Source organism: Aeromonas sp. s7(2024), assembly GCF_040907825.1.
Classification (GTDB): domain Bacteria; phylum Pseudomonadota; class Gammaproteobacteria; order Enterobacterales; family Aeromonadaceae; genus Aeromonas; species Aeromonas veronii.
Genome location: NZ_JBFOCM010000037.1, coordinates 182730 through 201529, shown reverse-complemented (window position 1 = coordinate 201529; position 18800 = coordinate 182730). Strand labels below are relative to the sequence as shown.

Below are 18800 nucleotides of genomic sequence, written 5' to 3'. Positions count from 1 at the left end.
AAGTAAAAAGGGCAGGCTCTGGGCCCGCCCTCTCACTTACAGGACCAGTCGACGAATGTCGGACAGCACGCCGTTCATGGTGGTGATGAAGCGAGCCCCATCGGCACCATCGATCACGCGGTGGTCGTAGCTCAGAGCAAGCGGCAGCATCAGGCGCGGCGCAAACTCTTTACCGTTCCACTTCGGCTTCATCTCGGACTTGGAAACACCGAGGATGGCCACTTCCGGCGCGTTGACGATCGGGGTAAAGCTGGTACCGCCGATGCCACCCAGGCTGGAGATGGTGAAGCAACCGCCCTGCATGTCGGCAGCGGTCAGCTTGCCGGCACGGGCCTTCTTGGAGATCTCGGCCAGATCGCGAGAGAGCTCCATGATGCCCTTCTTGTTAACATCGCGCACCACGGGCACAACCAGACCGTTGGGGGTATCTACCGCCACACCGATGTGGATGTACTTCTTCATGATCAGCTTGCTGCCATCTTCGGACAGGGAGCTGCAGAAGCGCGGGTGAGCTTCCAGCGCCTTGGCGGCGGCTTTCAGGATGAACACCAGCGGGGTGATCTTCACGTCGGCCTTCTGCTTCTCGAGCATCGCGTTCTGCTCTTTGCGGAACGCTTCCAGCTCGGTGGTATCGGCTTCGTCGAACTGGGTGACATGAGGGATCATGACCCAGTTGCGGTGCAGGTTCGGACCGGAGATCTTCTGGATGCGGGTCAGATCGACCTCTTCCACATCACCGAACTTGCTGAAGTCTACTTTCGGCCACGGCAGAACGCCCAGACCGTTGCCACCGGCTACGCCGGCAGAGGCAGGAGCGGACTCGGCACGCTTGATGGCATCCTTCACGTAGGCTTGCACGTCTTCTTTGACGATGCGGCCCTTGCGACCGGAGGCTTTCACCTTGGCCAGGTTGACACCGAACTCGCGTGCCAGACGGCGTACCGCCGGAGAAGCGTGCACGTAGGCGTCGTTGGCAACGAAATCGGTCGCAGCGGCAGCAGCCTGGGCAACCGGAGCCGGAGCAGCGGCAACAGGGGCTGCAGCGACCGGGGCGGCAGCTTGAGCAACCGGCGCGGCGGCAGGAGCAGCGCCAGCCACTTCGAAGACCATGATCAGGGAACCGGTGGAGACCTTGTCACCCGCCTTCACCTTGATCTCTTTGACCACACCGGCGAACGGCGCAGGCACTTCCATGGAGGCCTTGTCACCTTCCACGGCGATCAGGGACTGGTCAGCTTCAACCTTGTCACCCACGGCAACCATGATCTCGGTGACTTCCACTTCGTCGCCACCGATATCCGGTACGTTGACCTCTTTGGCAGCGGCGGCAACCGGGGCTGCAGCCACGGGCGCGGCAGCTTGAGCCGGAGCAGCAACGGCAGCAGGCGCAGCGCCAGCCACTTCAAATACCATCACCAGAGAACCGGTAGAAACCTTGGCGCCAGCGGCAACCTTGATCTCGACCACGCGACCTGCGAACGGAGCCGGCACTTCCATGGAGGCCTTGTCACCTTCCACGGCGATGATGGATTGGTCGGCTTCAACCATGTCGCCCACGGCAACCATGATTTCAGTCACGTCCACTTCGTCATCACCGATGTCCGGCACGTGCACATCTTTGCGCACGGCAGCGGCAGGTGCGGCGGCCGGAGCAGCAACCGGTGCAGCCACTTCAGCAGGGGCGGCAGCACCTTCGGCTTCAAAGATCATGATCTGGGAACCGGTGGCAACCTTGTCGCCCACCTTGATCAGGATCTCTTTGACGATACCGGCGGACGGGGCCGGAACTTCCATGGAGGCCTTGTCGCCTTCTACCGCGATGATGGACTGGTCCAGCTCGACCTTGTCACCCACGGCCACCATGATCTCGGTGACTTCAACTTCATCGGCGCCGATATCCGGCACCATAATCTGTTTGGACATTGTGCTTTATCCTCTTGCGTCGATCCGCGTGACTGGCTGATGCCGCCACGCACATCTCGCGTTAACCGTTTTAAATCCTGGCAGGGTCGCGCCNGCCGTCATACGGCGCGACCCTTGATCCACTTACGCGTACAGCGGGTTGACCTTGTCGGCATCGATGCCGTACTTGGCGATGGCGTCGGCCACAACCTGCTTGTCTACCTCGCCGCGCTTGGCCAGTTCGGTCAGAGCAGCAACCACCACGTAGAACTCGTTCACTTCGAAGTGACGACGCAGGTTGGCACGGCTGTCGGAACGGCCGTAACCGTCGGTACCCAGCACGCGGTAGTTCTCGGTCGGAACGAAGGCGCGAACCTGATCGGCGAAGGACTTCATGTAGTCGGTCGCAGCGATGGTGGCTTCGGAACCCAGTATCTGAGCGATGTAGGGAACACGCGCTTCAGAGATCGGGTGCAGCATGTTCCAGCGATCCGCGTCCTGACCGTCACGAGCCAGCTCGTTGAAGGAGGTGACGCTGAACACATCGGAACCGATGCCGTACTCGCTGGCCAGGATCTGGGCAGCCTTGCGCACGTGACCCAGGATGGAACCACAACCCAACAGCTGAACTTTCGCCTTGGCACCGGCGACGGATTCCAGCTTGTAGATACCCTTGCGGATGCCTTCCTCGGCGCCTTCCGGCATGGCCGGCATGGCATAGTTCTCGTTCAGGGTGGTGATGTAGTAGAACACGTTCTCCGGGTTCTCACCGTACATGCGGCGCAGGCCGTCCTGTACGATCACCGCCACTTCATAGGCGTAGGACGGGTCGTAGGAGATGCAGTTCGGGATGGTGTTCGCCAGGATGTGGCTGTGACCATCTTCGTGCTGCAGACCTTCGCCGTTCAGGGTAGTACGACCGGAGGTTGCACCCAGCAGGAAGCCACGGGCTTGCTGGTCACCGGCTGCCCACGCCATGTCGCCGATCCGCTGGAAGCCGAACATGGAGTAGTAGATGTAGAACGGGATCATCGGGCAATCGTTGGTGCTGTAAGAGGTCGCAGCAGCCAGCCAGGAGGACATGGCGCCCAGCTCGTTGATACCGTCTTGCAGAACCTGACCCTGCTTGTCTTCCTTGTAGTAGGAGACGATGTCGCGGTCTTGCGGGGTGTACTGCTGACCGTGCGGGCTGTAGATACCGATCTGGCGGAACAGACCTTCCATACCGAAGGTACGGGCTTCGTCAGCTAGGATCGGAACGATGCGCTTGCCGATGGACTTGTCTTTCAGCATCACGTTCAGGGAACGCACGAACGCCATGGTGGTAGAGATTTCGCGCGCCTGCTCACCCAGCAGCGGGCCGAAAGCATCCAGTGCCGGGATTTCCAGTTTGGTGGTGCTTTCACGCAGACGGGTCGGCACATAGCCTTTCAGTGCGGTGCGACGGTCGTGCAGGTATTTGTGCTCGGCAGAACCTGCTTCGATCTTCAGGTACGGCAGATCGGCCAGCTGCTCGTCGGCCACAGGCAGGTTGAAGCGGTCACGCAGGTGACGCACGGAGTCCAGCTCCATCTTCTTGACCTGGTGGGCGATGTTCTTGCCTTCGGCCGCTTCACCCATGCCGTAACCCTTGATGGTCTTGGCCAGAATAACGGTCGGCTTGCCCTTGGTCTGGGTCGCCTTGTTGAATGCGGCGAACAATTTGCGAGGATCGTGACCACCGCGGTTCAGAGCGAAGATCTCCTCGTCGGTCATGTCTTTGACCAGCGCGGCAGTTTCCGGATAACGGTTGAAGAAGTGCTCGCGGATGTAGCCACCGTCGCGGGACTTCATGGTCTGGTAGTCACCGTCTACGGTCTCGTTCATCAGCTGGATCAGCTTGCCTGAAGTGTCTTTCTTCAGCAGCTCATCCCACTTGCGACCCCAGATAACCTTGGTGACATCCCAACCGGCGCCGGCGAACAGGCCTTCCAGCTCGTTGATGACCTTGCCGTTACCGACAACCGGACCATCCAGACGCTGCAGGTTGCAGTTAACCACGAACACCAGGTTGTCGAGCTTTTCACGCACGGCAACGGTCAGGGCGCCCTTGGCTTCCGGCTCGTCCATCTCGCCGTCACCCAGGAAGGCGTAAACGGTCTGCTCGGAGCAATCCTTGATGCCACGGTCGGTCAGGTACTTCAGGAAGCGAGCCTGATAGATGGCGGCGATGGGGCCCAGCCCCATGGAGACGGTCGGGAACTGCCAGAAGTCCGGCATCAGTTTCGGGTGCGGATAGGAAGGGATACCCTTGCCGTCCACTTCCTGACGGAAGTTGTCCAGCTGCTCTTCGGTCAGACGACCTTCAGCAAAGGCACGAGCATAGATGCCCGGGGAGATGTGACCCTGGAAGTAAACCAGATCGCCACCATCCTTCTCGTTGCGAGCACGGAAGAAGTGGTTGAAGCAGACATCATAGATGGTCGCAGAAGAAGCGAAGGAAGACATGTGACCACCCAGGTCCAGGTCTTTCTTGGACGCGCGCAGCACGATCATCATGGCGTTCCAGCGGATGATGGCGCGAATGCGGCGTTCCATCTCCAGGTCACCCGGGTAGTCCGGCTCATCGCTGGACGGGATGGTGTTGATGTAATCGCGATTTGCCTTGGCAGCCACGTCCACACCGCTTACGCGGGCTTTCTCGGCCAACTGTTCAAGGATGAACTGAGCGCGTTGCGGACCCTCTTCACGCAGCAGGGATTCCAGAGAGGCAAGCCACTCCAGCGTTTCTATCGGGTCCACATCGTTCTTCAGGATATCAGACATGGCTGGTTCCTATGTTGTTGTGATTGCACGGCATTGCACGGCGAAGGGCGCAAGCATTCGACAATAGAGCCTTGTGGGATTAGTTTTCCTGCTGACGGATCCGACGCATGGATCGCTGGATCCGGCTGTCTTCCCTCTGCATATCCAACAAGGTGTCCTCGATAAAGGCCAGATGCTCATGACAAGCTGTTCTGGCCCGCTCCGGAGCCCCCGAAAGAATAGCCTCGATCAGATTCGCGCGATGGCGACGTATCTTGGCTACCACTCCCGGGCGGCGATTCAAAATCTCGTTATTCTGCAGAATGTTCTGTTCGAGCATCGGGCTCATGGCCCGCAGCAGGTGCAGCAGCACCACGTTGTGGGACGCCTCGGCCACCGCCAGATAGAACTGGGTTACGGCTGCCGATTCGGCCACCAGCGAGCCCAGCTGGCCCGCCTCTTCGATGGTGGTTTGCACCTGACGTATACGCTCGAAATCAGACCCGGTTCCCCGCAAGGCCGCGTAGTAGGCACAGATGCCTTCCAGCGCGTGGCGAAACTCCAGCAGGTCATACTGTGCTTCCGGGTGGGTACTGAGCAATTCGAACAGAGGATCGGCGATCCCCTTGCTCAGGGCATTCTGCACATAAGTGCCGCCGCCCTGACGGCGATAAAGCAATCCGCGCGCTTCCAGTCGCTGGATGGCTTCGCGCAAGGAGGGGCGCGATACCTGAAACTGGATGGCGAGTTCCCGCTCGGGAGGCAATTTCTGTCCCGGCTGCAGGCTGCCTTCCAGAATCATCTGTTCCAGCTCGGCGACAATGGAGTCGGCCAACTTGGGTTGCGTAATCTTGCGATAGGGCATGAGGCTACTTTGTTAAATTGGTATTACCAATTTTATGGATGGGGCGAAAATTAGCAGAGGCCTTTTGAAAAGTCCACTCAAAAGATGATCTGAGTCAAGAATCTGCCCCACCACTTAAGAGGTAAAGCAGGGGAAACATGATTTAGCTCATAGAAAATGGTCTGACCAATATTCTTGACCGCGCTCACAAATAACATTTGCGCAACCAGAGACAAAAATGGCCTGCCAGATAGGCAAGCCATTGATTTTAAAATCCAAACTAAATTTGAATATTTACTTTAGCTGTTTAGTAACTGACGGTAGTAATCCCACTGGAAACTGGCTCCGGGATCCGTCTTGCGCCCTGGTGCGATATCGCAATGGCCGACAATTTTTTCGTGGGTGATGGCCGGATAGCGCTCCGAGATAGCTCGAGTGAGCCCTGCCAATGCCCGGTATTGAGCCTCGGTGTAGGGGGTTTCGTCAGTCCCTTCCAGCTCGATGCCGATGGAGAAGTCATTACATGCCTCCCTTCCCAGCCAGCTCGATATTCCCGCATGCCAAGCGCGCTCGCCGAACGGCACATACTGCACCAGCTCGCCATCACGGCGGATCAGGCAGTGTGCCGAAACCCGCAGCTGATGGATACCGGCAAAATAGGGGTGAGCCTCGGGGTCGAGTCGTCCCATAAAGAGATCGTCGATAAAGGGGCCGCCGAACTCCCCCGGCGGCAGGCTGATGCCATGCACCACCAGCAGGGAGATATCGTCCGGGGCGGCCCGTTCGTTGTGATGGGGAGAAGGCACCCGACGCGCCTGCTGGCACCAGCCAGCGGCATCGATAGAGAAACAAGGTTGCGAAGCGAGTTGAGTCATCGGCTACTCGAATTGGCTGATAAATGGCGAGAAAACGAAGATACCTGATAGGCAACCCGACACCAACTCACTGAATCAAAGGGAAATGGTATGTTAGGCTGAGTCATCTTCCGCTCGATATGGATGGGGTATGCAGCACACGGCACGCTGGATGTGGTTACTGGCCTGGCTCTCTTTGATGGGCCTGCTGACCCTCTATTTTCACTCCCGCACCCAACCAAGCGTCACCGCCAGCGGCGAGCTATTGCTGCGGGCCGACCAGAGCGGCCACTATCGTCTGGAGGGTGCCATCAACGGCCAGCCGGTGCAACTGCTGCTCGATACCGGCGCCACCCGGATCACCATCCCGCAGCAGGTTGCCGAGCGGCTCGGCCTGACCGCTCGTGGCAGCAGCCAGGTCAATACCGCCGCGGGGCAGATCCGGGTCGGCAACGGCACCATCGAAACGCTGGCGATGGGGCCATTGACCTTGTACGATCTGGCCATCTTTATCAATCCGGCGGCAGACGGTGACGAAGTGCTGGTTGGCATGAACGCCCTCGGTCGGCTGGAGCTGGTTCAAAAGGAGCGGCAACTGCTGCTCAGACCCTTGCAGGAATAAGGCATGTTTCAACAGGATGTCAGCCGCGCCGTGCGCGCCGCACTACTCGAAGATCTGGGCGATGCCCTCACCACACTGGACCAACCGGACGCCAGCGCCGATATCACCGCCCAGCTGATCCCGGCGGATCGGATGGCCAGCGCCCGGGTCATCACCCGTGAGGCCGGCGTGTTCTGCGGCCAGCCCTGGGTGGATGAAGTGTTCGTACAACTCGGCGGCGACGTAAAGGTGGAGTGGAAGGTGCAGGATGGGGAAGTGCTCTCCCCCAATCAGGAGCTGTTCCGCCTCCATGGCCCTGCCCGCCTGCTGCTGACCGGCGAACGCAATGCCCTGAACTTTGTCCAGACCCTATCCGGCGTCGCCACCCTCACCGCTCGCTATGTGGCAGAGCTGGAGGGCACCGACTGCCGTCTGCTCGACACCCGCAAGACCATCCCAGGGCTGCGCACCGCCCAGAAGTACGCGGTCACCTGTGGCGGCGGCAAGAATCACCGCATCGGCCTCTACGACGCCTATCTCATCAAGGAGAACCACATCCTCGCCTGTGGCGGTATTGCCGAGGCGATTAATGAGGCTCGTCATCTCAATCCGGGCAAACCGGTAGAGGTAGAAGTGGAATCACTGGCAGAACTGGAGCAGGCGCTGGCGGCAAAGGCCGATATCGTGATGCTCGACAACTTCGACGTGACCATGATGCGTGAAGCCGTCGCCATCAATCAGGGCCGCGCCAAGCTCGAAGTCTCCGGTAATGTGACGCTGGACACCTTGGCCGAGTTTGCCGCCACCGGTGTCGATTTTATCTCTGTCGGGGCGCTGACCAAGCATGTACGGGCGCTCGATCTCTCCATGCGCTTTATCCAGCAGTGAGATTCACCCCGCAGGCCTGAGCAAATACTCGACCTAACCGGATAAACAACTTGCAAAAGGCGCCATGGGCGCCTTTTCTTTATGCAGGATCCCTCAGCAAAGGAGTGTAATGACGGACCCGCGTCCCTCCCCATAAAAAAGAGTCGTTAGAAGCCTCTTGTTTTATGATTTATATCATGTTTTTGGTAAATGATAGAAAAGTTGTTAACAAGGGCGACAATCTCTGTTGCCACCCCTGAAAGCTCGGATAAGATACTGACGTTCGGATAGTTTTCTACCGACACTTCCCAGGAACCAAGGATAAAAGGATATTTTCCATGAAGAGCGAAATGAAGAAACAATCGGGTTTTACCCTTATTGAACTGATGATCGTGGTCGCGATCGTGGCCATTCTGGCGGCAGTAGCACTGCCGGCGTACCAGACCTACACTGAAAAAGCTAAATTCTCAGAAGTTATTGCTGTAACAGGCCCAGCTAAAACAGCCTATGAAATTTGTGTTCAGTCAACACCTGGAACATTTGATGAAACTGCTAATACAGGCTGTGCAACACAAGCTGAAACGGCAGGTACTAATGCATTCAAATCTGGTAGTACAACTGTAGCGTCTGTAGACGCCACACATACAGCAGCAACTGGTGTCACTATTACCGCTACTGCTGGCACAGATTTTAAAGAAGTTGGCACAACACCAGAGGCCCCCACATTTATTCTTGTTGGAACAGTAGATGCCACAACAAAACAAGTAACGTGGACTCGTAATACAGGGACATGTTTTGCAAATAGTCTTTGCTAAAATATGACCTCTAGCCCTAATAGCGGCCTGGCGTTAAGCTTGGCCGCCTCTTCACTGATCAGTGAAGAGGACTCTCAGCGCTATCTGAGCCAGGCCAAGGCTCAGCGCAAACCCTTTGTGACATTTCTGATAGAGAACGAGATCCTCGACAGCAAGGCGCTCGCCGATTTTTGCGAGCTGGAGTATGGGGTACCTCTGCTGGATCTTGCCGCCTTCGACTTGGCCGAGATCCCGCAGAAGTACCTCAATCAGAAGCTGATTGAGAAGCACCACGTCCTGCCCATCTACACCCAGGGCCACACCCTCTATATCGCCATGTCGGACCCGACCAATGTCTCGGCGTTGGAGGACTTTGGCTTCAGCTTCGGCCTTCATACCGAGGCGCTGCTGGTGGAGGAGAACAAACTCACCGCCGCCATCGGTAAGCTGCTGGAGAGCGAAAATGACGCCCTCGGCATGGAGGATATCGACGAGTCCGAGATTTCTGATCTCGAAGTCTCCGACGAAAACAGTCGGCTGGACGAGAGCGTCAATACTGCCGATGACGATGCACCCATCGTCAAGTACATCAACAAAATCCTGATGGATGCCATCAAGCGCGGTGCCTCCGACCTGCACTTCGAGCCCTATGAGTTCAAGTATCGGGTGCGCTTTCGCATCGATGGCATTTTGCATGAAATTGCTACGCCGCCGGTCAATCTCTCCAACCGCTTCTCCGCCCGCCTCAAGGTTATGGCACGGCTCGATATCGCCGAACGGCGGCTGCCGCAGGATGGCCGCATCAAGCTGAAGCTGTCGCGCAACAAGTCGATGGATATGCGGGTCAACACCCTGCCCACCATGTGGGGGGAGAAGATCGTTATCCGTCTGCTCGACTCCTCGGCGGCACGCCTCAATATCGAACAACTCGGCTTTGATGACCGGCAGAAGGCGCAGTACCTGCGCGCCCTCTCCAAGCCACAGGGGATGATCCTGGTGACAGGCCCCACCGGCTCGGGCAAAACGGTCTCGCTCTATACCGGCCTCAATATTCTCAACACCACCGAGGTAAACATCTCCACCGCCGAAGACCCGGTGGAGATCAACCTGCCCGGCGTCAACCAGGTGCAGGTCAACCCCAAGGCGGGGCTAACCTTCGCCAGCGCCCTGCGCTCCTTCCTGCGGCAAGACCCGGATGTGGTGATGGTGGGGGAAATTCGCGATCTGGAAACTGCCGAAATCGCCATCAAGGCAGCACAAACCGGCCACCTGGTGCTCTCCACCCTGCATACCAACTCGGCTGCCGAAACCCTGACCCGAATGATGAACATGGGGGTACCGGCCTTCAACATCGCCTCCTCGGTGACCCTGATCATGGCCCAGCGGTTGGCCCGCAAACTGTGCGACCACTGCAAAGCGCCGGAAGTGGTACCGGAAGCCGAGCTGCTGGAGCTGGGCTTTACCCCGCAGCAGCTGGCAGCCGGACTGCGACTGTTCAAACCAGTCGGCTGCAAGGAGTGTTCCGGCGGCTACAAGGGGCGGGTCGGCATCTACGAAATCATGTTGATGTCGGAGAACATCGCCAAATTGATCATGCAGGGGGCCAACTCCCTGCAAATCGCCGCGATCGCCCAGAAGGAAGGGATGCGTACCCTGCGCACCTCGGGACTGGAGAAGGCCCGGCTCGGGGTCACCAGTCTGGCCGAAGTCAACCGGGTCACCACCAACTGATCCGTGTGCGGGACGACCCGCCGGTTTGGTTGGCAGAGCGAATTCGTCGTTCACGAACACGGAATAGATGACAGCCCTAATTACAGAATAATCAGGCATTAAAGTGACCGGGCTGGCGCCAAGAAGGTACCACCCACCCTATCAGTACCCCGCAGGCATCAAGCCAGTCGGGCACCTTGACCAGGCTGGTGACGTGCAGAGCTAGGCTCTGACAACCAACCCCATTGCAGGATGCAAAGATGGCAACCCTAACGAAAAAGAACAATGCCCCCAAGAAAGTCTTCGCCTTCCGCTGGCACGGGGTAAACCGCAAGGGGCAGAAGGTCTCCGGCGAGCTGCAGGCCGATAGCATCAACACCGTCAAGACAGAACTGCGCAAGCAGGGGGTCAACGTCACCAAGGTGGCCAAGAAATCCCAGGGGCTCTTCTCCAAGGGCGGCGCCAAGATCAAACCGATGGATATCGCCATCGTCTCACGCCAGATCACCACCATGCTCTCCGCCGGCGTACCACTGGTGCAGAGCCTGCAGATCATCGCCCGCAGCCACGAGAAAGCCTCGATGCGAGAGCTGATGGGGCAGATTGCCGCCGATGTGGAGACTGGTACCCCCATGTCGGAGGCGCTGCGTCGCCATCCCCTCTACTTTGATGATCTCTATTGCGATCTGGTGGAGGCCGGTGAGCAATCCGGTGCACTGGAGACCATCTACGACCGTATCGCCACCTATCGGGAAAAGTCGGAAGCGCTCAAGTCGAAGATCAAGAAGGCGATGTTCTACCCCACCATGGTCATTCTGGTCGCTATCGTGGTGACCTCCATCCTGCTGCTGTTCGTCATTCCGCAGTTCGAGGATATCTTCAAGAGCTTCGGCGCCGAGCTACCGGTGTTCACCCAGTTTGTTATCGGCATCTCCCGCTTTATGCAGAACTGGTGGTATGTCTTCTTTGGTGGCACGGCCCTTGGCATCTTCCTTTATGTGCGGGCCTGGCGGGCCTCCCAGAAGGTGAAAGACAATACCGACAAGTTCGTCCTCACCATTCCGGTGGTCGGGATGATCCTGCACAAGGCGGCGATGGCCCGCTTTGCCCGCACCCTGTCGACCACCTTCTCCGCCGGTATTCCGCTGGTAGATGCGCTGATTTCGGCGGCTGGCGCCTCCGGCAACTATGTCTATCGCACCGCGGTAATGGCCATCCGCAACGAGGTGGTGGCCGGTATGCAGATCAACGTGGCGATGCGCACCGTCGATCTCTTCCCCGACATGGTGATCCAGATGGTGATGATCGGTGAGGAGTCCGGTGCCATCGATGATATGCTCTCCAAGGTCGCCACCATCTTCGAACAGGAGGTGGATGATCTGGTCGATGGCCTCACCAGCCTGCTGGAACCCCTCATCATGGTGGTGCTCGGGGTGCTGGTCGGCGGCATGGTTATTGCCATGTACCTGCCCATCTTCAAGCTTGGCGAAGTGGTAGGCTGATTCATCAGGGCATGGCACCACAACCATGCCCTCCCCCTCATTCAATAACTGACGGTTGGTTATGACACTTCTTCTCGAGCTGGCTCACAGCTTGCCCTGGCTCTACTTCTCGCTGGTTTTTCTCTTCTCCCTGATGATCGGCAGCTTCCTTAACGTGGTCATCCACCGCTTGCCCATCATGCTGGAACGGGAGTGGCAGGCCGAATATCGCAGCTACTTCACCCCTGATGAGGAGGCCACTGCGCCAGAGTGCTACAACCTGATGGTGCCGCGCTCCGCATGCCCTCACTGTGGCCACGCCATCACTGCGCTGGAGAACATCCCGCTGTTGAGCTGGATCTGGCTCAAAGGGCGTTGCCGCGACTGTCAGGCCCCCATCTCGGCCCGCTATCCGCTGGTAGAGCTGCTGACCGCCCTGCTCTCGGTGGCCGTTGCCATGGTCATAACGCCAGGCTGGAGCACACTGGCCGCCCTGCTGCTGACCTGGGTGCTGGTCGCCCTCACCTTCATCGATCTCGACAAAATGTTGCTGCCCGACCAGCTCACCCTGCCACTGCTGTGGGGCGGGCTGCTGTTCAATCTGGCTGGTGGCTTCGTGCCGCTGGCGGATGCCGTGATCGGTGCCATGGCGGGCTATCTGGTGCTCTGGAGCCTCTACTGGGCCTTCAAGCTGCTCACTGACAAGGAGGGGATGGGCTATGGCGACTTCAAGCTGCTGGCGGCGCTGGGCGCCTGGCTCGGTTGGCAGGCGCTGCCCATAATTCTGCTGCTCTCATCCCTGATCGGCGCAGTGATCGGCATCAGTCTGATCGCCTTGCACAAACACCATCAGGGCAAGCCCATCCCCTTCGGCCCCTACCTCGCCATCGCGGGCTGGATCGCCCTGCTATGGGGCGATACCATCACCCGCTGGTATCTCTCTACCCTGCTTTGAGCAAGAGGCCCCCATGTATGTAGTTGCTATCACAGGTGGTATCGGCAGCGGCAAGACCACTATCGCCAATCAGTTTGCCGCGCTGGGTATCGAGGTGGTGGATGCCGATGTGATCGCCCGCGAAGTGGTCGAGCCGGGTACCCCGGCCCTTGCCGCCATCGCCGACCATTTTGGCCCGAATGTGATTGATCCGAGCGGTCAACTCGACCGTCGTGCCCTGCGCGAGCGGGTCTTCAGCGATCCACAGGCCAAGGAGTGGCTCAATGCCCTGCTCCACCCGCTGATTCGCAGCGAAATGCTGCGCCAATGTGCCGCGGCCAGTTCTCCTTACTGCCTGCTGGTGGTGCCACTGCTGGTGGAGAACAAACTCACCGGCCTCGCCAACCGGGTGCTGGTGATCGATGTGGATGAAGCCACCCAGATTGAACGCACCTGTCGCCGTGATGGGGTATCGGCCGAGCAGGCCCGGGCCATCATCGCCGCCCAAGCAAGTCGGGTGGAACGCCTCGCTGCGGCGGATGATGTCATCGAAAACCACAATGGCAGCGAAATGGCGATTAAAACGCGGATTTTGGCGCTGCACGAGACATATCTGGCAATTGCCTCTCAACAAGGCCGCCAAGTGTGAGTACACTAGGCCGGTTTATGGCTGGCCAGGATTAGGCATGATTTACGATTTCCCCCTCAATGAAAAAAGCCGGACCTATCTTCGTCTGGAGTCCCTGTTTTCCCAGATCCGCGACAATCTGGAGAGTGAACAATCCTGGGCACATATCGCCTTCTTCAAGGGGCTGTTCGATCTGCAGGAGTTGCTGGAGCGTGGTGACCTGCGCGCCGATCTCATCAAGGATCTGGAGCGTCTCGGCCAGCGTCTGAGCCACTGGGCCAGCCTGCCCGATGTCGATCTGGAGCAGATCAAACTGATGCAGCAAGAGAGCAGCCAGCTCTCCCGCAACCTGCTCAATTCACCACGCCCGGGTGCCCGCCTGAAAGAGGATCGTCTGCTCGGCTCCATTCGCCAGCGTTTCTCCATCCCCGGTGGCCTGTGTGCCTTCGATGTGCCGCAGCTACACCACTGGCTCGGCACCCCGGCCATCACCCGTCACCAGCAGATGCAAGGCTGGCTGAGCGACATTAACCTGCTGATGAATGCTATCACCCTGCTGCTGCGCCTGTGGCGTGAATCAGGCAGCTTCAGTGAGCAGGTTGCCAGCAACGGTTTCTTCCAGGACACCGCCGAGAGCGCCGAGCTGATCCGCATCAAGCTGCCCGGCAATCTGTTCTGCTACCCGACCCTGAGCGGCCACAAGAACCGCTTCGCCCTGCGCTTTCTGCCTACCGCAGAACAGCCGATTGGCGACGTACCGTTCCAGCTCGCCTGCTGCTAAGGAGGGCTTATGGTCACCAAGGTAAAGTGCCCGACCTGTCAGAGCGAAGTGGAATGGGGCCCACAGAGTCCGTTCCGCCCCTTCTGCAGCAAGCGCTGCCAGCTGATCGATCTTGGCGAATGGGCCGATGAAGAGAAGTGCATCCCGGGGGAGATCAACCCGGATCTGCTGCCGGAGCCGGAAGAGGGCGATCAGTGGCTATAAGCCTCAGATCACTCACCTCCGCAATATGAAAAAAGGGCCGATTGGCCCTTTTTTCATGCTTGTTGATTGCTACCGGCTCATGCCAGCAGGCCTTGAAGCCGCGCTACAATCGGGCCATTGGCATCGGGGAAGTGGTAGTTATGCAGCTCTGCCACCGGCACCCACAGACACCCCTGCCCCTCTTTGCCGAACGGCTCACCGCTGAAACGGGTCACCTTCCAGATATCCAGCAATACCTGCTTCTCGGGGTAGTCGTGCTGCAGTTCCATGAAGGGGGCACAATCCAATACCCGGATGCCGATCTCTTCCCACAGCTCCCGATCCAGCGCAGTCAGCAGATCCTCACCGGACTCCACCTTGCCACCGGGAAACTCCCAGCGATCCCCCTGATGGCGATCGGAGGAGCGTCTGGCGATGAAGATATCGCCCCGTTCATTCTCGATGACGCCAACCGCCACCCAGATCCGTTTTTTCTGTTCCATCTTGGTACCTTTACACGCGATACATGACCGGGCCGTTCGATGCGCCCAACCTCTGGCTGGGTGAACGACCGATAATGCCTGATATCCGATAATCCTTTGCAAAGTGGCGCCACTACAGTGACTTCGCCACCTTCTGACAAAAACAAGGCGGGCACTTGGCCCGCCTGTTATGGCATAGCGTCGATCAGGTCAACTGACCGTGGCAGTGCTTGTACTTCTTGCCAGAACCACACGGGCAGGGATCGTTGCGACCGACCTTCTGCTCGTCGCGCACGAAGGTGGTGTGGCCCTCTTCGCCTGCGGCCTGCTCATCGACCAGCTGGCTCTCGGCAGCGGCGTGGGTATAGGTACGGGGAGCGGCTTCCGCCTGCTGGCGCTGCTGCTCTTCCATCGCTTCCACATCGCGCTCCTGCACCTGAACACGGCTCAGGATGCTGACCACGTCGCGCTTGAGGGTTTCCAGCATCTGGGTAAACAGATCGAAGGATTCGCGCTTGTACTCCTGCTTGGGGTTCTTCTGGGCATAACCGCGCAGATGGATGCCCTGACGCAGGTGATCCATGGCAGCCAGATGCTCTTTCCACAGACCATCCAGGGTTTGCAGCATCACCGCTTTCTCGAAGTTGCGCAGCACCTCTTTGCCGACCAGCTCTTCCTTGTGGGCATAGAGCTTGGTGGCTTCGTCCAGAATGCGCTCGCGCAGCTTCTCTTCGTACAGCTTGTCATCTTCCGCCAGCCACTGTTGCAGCGGCAGATCCAGCGCGAAGTCCGCCTTCAGGCGCGCTTCCAGGCCCGGCACGTCCCACATCTCTTCCAGAGACTGGGGCGGGATGTACTCGTCGATCACCGCGCCGTAGACGTCGTCACGGATAACGTGGATGGTCTCGGAGATGTCGTTGGTATCCAGCAGCTCGTTACGCTGCTCGTAGACCACCTTGCGCTGGTCGTTGGCCACGTCATCAAACTCCAGCAAGCTCTTGCGGATGTCGAAGTTGCGACCTTCCACCTTGCGCTGGGCGTTTTCGATCGCCTTGGTGACCCATGGGTGCTCGATGGCTTCGCCCTCTTCCATGCCCAGCTTCTTCATCATGCCGGTCACGCGATCGGAGGCGAAGATCCGCATCAGGGTATCTTCCATGGAGAGGTAGAAACGGGAGGAGCCCGGGTCACCCTGACGACCGGAACGGCCGCGCAGCTGGTTATCGATACGGCGGGACTCGTGACGCTCGGTGCCGATAATGTGCAGACCACCAGCGGCCAGCACCGCATCGTGACGCACCTGCCAGGCGGCTTTCAGCTCGGCAATCTGCTCGCTGGTCGGGTTCTCCAGCTTGGCAATCTCTGCCTGCCAGTTGCCGCCCAACACGATGTCGGTACCACGACCGGCCATGTTGGTGGCGATGGTGACCGCACCTGTCTGACCGGCCTGGGCAACGATCTCCGCTTCCATGGCGTGGAACTTGGCGTTCAGCACCTTGTGCGGGATCTTTTCCTTGGTCAGGATGCCGGAGAGCAGCTCGGAGTTCTCGATAGAGACAGTACCAACCAGTACAGGCTGGCCCTTGGCCACACACTGACGGATATCTTCGATGATGGCGGCATACTTCTCATTGGCGGTCAGGTAGACCAGATCGCCCATGTCCTTGCGCACCATCGGCTTGTTGGTCGGGATAACCACGGTATCCAGGCCATAAATCTGCTGGAATTCAAAGGCTTCGGTATCCGCAGTACCTGTCATCCCCGCCAGCTTGTTGTAGAGACGGAAGTAGTTCTGGAAGGTGATGGATGCCAGCGTCTGGTTCTCGTTCTGGATCTTCACCCCTTCCTTCGCTTCAACGGCCTGATGCAGGCCATCTGACCAGCGACGACCCGGCATGGTACGGCCAGTATGTTCGTCAACGATGACGATCTCGTCCTTCTGCACGATATAGTCCACGTTGCGCTCAAACAGGGTATGGGCGCGCAGACCTGCGTTGACGTGGTGCAGTAGGCTGATATTGGTGGCGGAGAACAGGGAGTCGTTCTCGTCCAGCAGCCCCTCTTTCTTGAGCAGCTCTTCCACGAAGATCTGACCGTTTTCGGTCAGCAGGGCCTGACGGTTCTTCTCGTCCACCGTGTAGTGACCGTCGCCGGTGTACTCTTCGGTGTCTTCCTTGTCCTGCTTGACCAGCAGCGGGATCAGCTTGTTGACGCGGATATAGAGCTCTGAGCTATCTTCGGCCGGACCGGAGATGATGAGCGGAGTCCGGGCTTCATCGATAAGCACCGAGTCCACCTCATCCACCAGCGCGTAGTTGAGCGGGCGCTGTACGCGCTGCTCGGGCGAGAACGCCATGTTGTCGCGCAGGTAGTCAAAACCGAATTCGTTGTTGGTACCGTAAGTGATGTCGGCGGCGTAGGCGTCACGCTTCTGGGATGCATCCATACCGGGCACGTTGCAATCGACGGTCATGCCGAGGAAAGCGAACAGTGGACGGTTAGCTTCCGCATCACGCTTGGCCAGGTAGTCGTTCACCGTCACCACGTGGACGCCGCGGCCACTCAGGGCATTCAGGTAAGCTGGCAGAGTCGCAGTAAGAGTCTTACCTTCACCGGTTTTCATTTCCGCGATGCGGTTGGAGTTCAGCACCATGCCGCCGATCAGCTGCACGTCGAAGTGGCGCATGCCAAACACCCGCTTGGAGGCTTCACGCACGGTCGCGAACGCTTCCGGCAGCAACTGCTCCAGGGTCTCACCCTGCTCGATACGCTGACGATATTCAGCCGTTTTGGCCTGCAACTCGGCATCGGAGAGAGCCTCGAACTGAGGCTCCATGGCATTGATCTGTTTTACAATTTTGCGCAAAGCCTTGAGCGTTCTGTCGTTCCGGCTGCCGATAATCTTGGTAAGCAGTGTGCTAATCATGGGTACCAACTATTTCTGGTTATAAAAGCGTTCCGTCACTGGAACCTGAAGAAAAAAACCTAACCCCGTCTGGCACTGAGAAAGCGTGCGGGGTTGACCTGACGACCATCTTTCAACACTTCGTAATGCAGATGGACCCCGGTCGCGCGACCGGTGCGTCCCATCAAGGCAATCTTCTGACCCTGATCAACCAGGGTGCCCACCTCGACCAGCAACTTGGAGTTGTGGGCATAGCGGGTGACCAGGCCATTGCCGTGATTAATCTCCACCATATTGCCAAATTCCGGATGACGGCCCGCCCAGCTAACAATGCCGGGCCCTGTGGCCAGAATCGGGGTTCCGGGTTTGCCACGGAAATCGACCCCTTTGTGCATCTTGGCACGCCCGTTGAACGGATCGACTCGTCCACCAAACCCGGACGAGACCCAAACTCGCTCCTGTTTGACTGGCGTGCCGGAAATAAAACCGGCATCGGTGATATGGTGATTCATGATGAAAGATTCAAGTACCGACAGCTGCTCTTCACGGCTGCTGAGCTGCTGGCTGAGGTGCTTCATCGAGGCTTGCAGCTCGTTGAGGCTCACTTCCAGCTCTTCATCATAAGAAGGACCGCCCATGGGGGGCAGCTCTTTGAAATTGAACTCGTCGGGATCGAGATCGGCCTGCTCGGTCAATCGTTCGCCGAGGGCATTGAGACGGCCAAGCTGACCCTGCATGGTGCCCACCTGCGCAGCCAGCATTGCCAACTGTTCACGGGCCTCGTCACCACTCTGGTCGACGGAGTGTTGCTCGGCAACGGCAAGCGCCACTTCCAGCGCCTCCATTTTCTGCTGCCAGCTCTGCCAGAGCCAACCACCACCAAGGGCCAACAGGGAGAAGAGAATACCGCCGACCCAGGCCAGACGTTGTTTGGGCAGGTGCAACTTGCGTCGCTGCTTGCCGTGGAGGATCAGGGTAATGCTCATAGAAATCAGTCTGCTCGGTCAGGTGCGGCCAAGAGCCTGCACGGGAAATAAAACCGGGAGATAA

Annotated in this window: 16 protein-coding genes; 9 read left to right on the top strand and 7 right to left on the bottom strand. The window is 58.5% G+C overall.

Annotated features, from left to right (window positions below; genetic code table 11):
- Positions 1-36: 36 nt before the first annotated feature.
- The 4 genes from aceF to ampD all read right to left on the bottom strand — a co-directional run bounded on the left by aceF (position 37) and on the right by ampD (position 6405).
- Positions 37-1923, bottom strand: a complete 1887-nt coding sequence (gene aceF, locus AB5Y73_RS17580; RefSeq protein WP_107684314.1) for a pyruvate dehydrogenase complex dihydrolipoyllysine-residue acetyltransferase — start codon at positions 1921-1923, stop codon at positions 37-39.
- 123 nt (positions 1924-2046) lie between these two features.
- Positions 2047-4707 (bottom strand): pyruvate dehydrogenase (acetyl-transferring), homodimeric type, encoded by a 2661-nt coding sequence (gene aceE / locus AB5Y73_RS17575; protein WP_107684315.1) that lies wholly within the window; start codon positions 4705-4707, stop codon positions 2047-2049.
- A gap of 79 nt (positions 4708-4786) precedes the next feature.
- Entirely contained in the window at positions 4787-5551 is a 765-nt protein-coding gene (pdhR, locus tag AB5Y73_RS17570; protein WP_005336127.1) for a pyruvate dehydrogenase complex transcriptional repressor PdhR, read from the bottom strand.
- A gap of 278 nt (positions 5552-5829) precedes the next feature.
- Positions 5830-6405, bottom strand: a complete 576-nt coding sequence (ampD, locus tag AB5Y73_RS17565) for a 1,6-anhydro-N-acetylmuramyl-L-alanine amidase AmpD (protein WP_107684316.1) — start codon at positions 6403-6405, stop codon at positions 5830-5832.
- A gap of 130 nt (positions 6406-6535) precedes the next feature.
- Here ampD and AB5Y73_RS17560 point away from each other — a divergent pair, with 130 nt between their 5' ends.
- The 9 genes from AB5Y73_RS17560 (at position 6536) to yacG (ending at position 14384) form a co-directional block, all read left to right on the top strand.
- Complete coding sequence (locus AB5Y73_RS17560; protein ID WP_107684317.1) at positions 6536-7006, top strand: TIGR02281 family clan AA aspartic protease; 471 nt, start codon at positions 6536-6538, stop codon at positions 7004-7006.
- A 3-nt stretch (positions 7007-7009) separates the two neighbouring features.
- On the top strand, positions 7010-7873 hold the full coding sequence (gene nadC, locus AB5Y73_RS17555) for a carboxylating nicotinate-nucleotide diphosphorylase (RefSeq protein WP_043821973.1): 864 nt from the start codon (positions 7010-7012) through the stop codon (positions 7871-7873).
- A gap of 329 nt (positions 7874-8202) precedes the next feature.
- Complete coding sequence (locus AB5Y73_RS17550) at positions 8203-8667, top strand: prepilin-type N-terminal cleavage/methylation domain-containing protein (protein ID WP_107684404.1); 465 nt, start codon at positions 8203-8205, stop codon at positions 8665-8667.
- A gap of 3 nt (positions 8668-8670) precedes the next feature.
- Positions 8671-10377, top strand: coding sequence for a PilB family type IVa pilus assembly ATPase TapB (tapB, locus tag AB5Y73_RS17545; protein ID WP_005336134.1), 1707 nt, complete (start codon positions 8671-8673; stop codon positions 10375-10377).
- Between the two features lie 239 nt (positions 10378-10616).
- Positions 10617-11858 carry a type II secretion system F family protein gene (locus AB5Y73_RS17540; RefSeq protein ID WP_005355091.1) on the top strand — a complete coding sequence of 414 codons (1242 nt, stop codon included), beginning with the start codon at positions 10617-10619 and terminating at the stop codon, positions 11856-11858.
- Between the two features lie 61 nt (positions 11859-11919).
- A complete protein-coding gene (locus AB5Y73_RS17535; protein ID WP_107684318.1) occupies positions 11920-12792 on the top strand; it encodes an A24 family peptidase in 873 nt (290 codons plus the stop codon).
- Between the two features lie 13 nt (positions 12793-12805).
- Entirely contained in the window at positions 12806-13420 is a 615-nt protein-coding gene (coaE, locus tag AB5Y73_RS17530) for a dephospho-CoA kinase (RefSeq protein WP_107684319.1), read from the top strand.
- Positions 13421-13457: 37 nt separating this feature from the next.
- Positions 13458-14180 (top strand): cell division protein ZapD, encoded by a 723-nt coding sequence (gene zapD / locus AB5Y73_RS17525; RefSeq protein ID WP_005336141.1) that lies wholly within the window; start codon positions 13458-13460, stop codon positions 14178-14180.
- 9 nt (positions 14181-14189) lie between these two features.
- Positions 14190-14384: a DNA gyrase inhibitor YacG gene (yacG, locus tag AB5Y73_RS17520; RefSeq protein ID WP_107684320.1), complete on the top strand. Its 195-nt coding sequence runs from the start codon at positions 14190-14192 to the stop codon at positions 14382-14384.
- A 77-nt stretch (positions 14385-14461) separates the two neighbouring features.
- Here the strand turns inward: yacG and mutT are convergent, their stop codons facing one another.
- From mutT to AB5Y73_RS17505, 3 genes are all read right to left on the bottom strand, one after another.
- Positions 14462-14866: an 8-oxo-dGTP diphosphatase MutT gene (gene mutT / locus AB5Y73_RS17515; protein ID WP_107684321.1), complete on the bottom strand. Its 405-nt coding sequence runs from the start codon at positions 14864-14866 to the stop codon at positions 14462-14464.
- A gap of 184 nt (positions 14867-15050) precedes the next feature.
- On the bottom strand, positions 15051-17771 hold the full coding sequence (gene secA, locus AB5Y73_RS17510) for a preprotein translocase subunit SecA (protein ID WP_107684322.1): 2721 nt from the start codon (positions 17769-17771) through the stop codon (positions 15051-15053).
- Between the two features lie 59 nt (positions 17772-17830).
- Positions 17831-18736, bottom strand: coding sequence for a M23 family metallopeptidase (locus tag AB5Y73_RS17505; protein WP_107684323.1), 906 nt, complete (start codon positions 18734-18736; stop codon positions 17831-17833).
- Positions 18737-18800: the final 64 nt, after the last annotated feature.

Excerpts from the sequence above, each read along its gene's own strand:
- aceF (WP_107684314.1), bottom strand. The coding sequence starts at position 1,923 with ATGTCCAAACAGATTATGGTGCCGGATATCGGCGCCGATGAAGTTGAA.
- aceE (WP_107684315.1), bottom strand. The coding sequence starts at position 4,707 with ATGTCTGATATCCTGAAGAACGATGTGGACCCGATAGAAACGCTGGAG.
- pdhR (WP_005336127.1), bottom strand. The coding sequence starts at position 5,551 with ATGCCCTATCGCAAGATTACGCAACCCAAGTTGGCCGACTCCATTGTC.
- ampD (WP_107684316.1), bottom strand. The coding sequence starts at position 6,405 with ATGACTCAACTCGCTTCGCAACCTTGTTTCTCTATCGATGCCGCTGGC.
- AB5Y73_RS17560 (WP_107684317.1), top strand. The coding sequence starts at position 6,536 with ATGCAGCACACGGCACGCTGGATGTGGTTACTGGCCTGGCTCTCTTTG.
- nadC (WP_043821973.1), top strand. The coding sequence starts at position 7,010 with ATGTTTCAACAGGATGTCAGCCGCGCCGTGCGCGCCGCACTACTCGAA.
- AB5Y73_RS17550 (WP_107684404.1), top strand. The coding sequence starts at position 8,203 with ATGAAGAAACAATCGGGTTTTACCCTTATTGAACTGATGATCGTGGTC.
- tapB (WP_005336134.1), top strand. The coding sequence starts at position 8,671 with ATGACCTCTAGCCCTAATAGCGGCCTGGCGTTAAGCTTGGCCGCCTCT.
- AB5Y73_RS17540 (WP_005355091.1), top strand. The coding sequence starts at position 10,617 with ATGGCAACCCTAACGAAAAAGAACAATGCCCCCAAGAAAGTCTTCGCC.
- AB5Y73_RS17535 (WP_107684318.1), top strand. The coding sequence starts at position 11,920 with ATGACACTTCTTCTCGAGCTGGCTCACAGCTTGCCCTGGCTCTACTTC.
- coaE (WP_107684319.1), top strand. The coding sequence starts at position 12,806 with ATGTATGTAGTTGCTATCACAGGTGGTATCGGCAGCGGCAAGACCACT.
- zapD (WP_005336141.1), top strand. The coding sequence starts at position 13,458 with ATGATTTACGATTTCCCCCTCAATGAAAAAAGCCGGACCTATCTTCGT.
- yacG (WP_107684320.1), top strand. The coding sequence starts at position 14,190 with ATGGTCACCAAGGTAAAGTGCCCGACCTGTCAGAGCGAAGTGGAATGG.
- mutT (WP_107684321.1), bottom strand. The coding sequence starts at position 14,866 with ATGGAACAGAAAAAACGGATCTGGGTGGCGGTTGGCGTCATCGAGAAT.
- secA (WP_107684322.1), bottom strand. The coding sequence starts at position 17,771 with ATGATTAGCACACTGCTTACCAAGATTATCGGCAGCCGGAACGACAGA.
- AB5Y73_RS17505 (WP_107684323.1), bottom strand. The coding sequence starts at position 18,736 with ATGAGCATTACCCTGATCCTCCACGGCAAGCAGCGACGCAAGTTGCAC.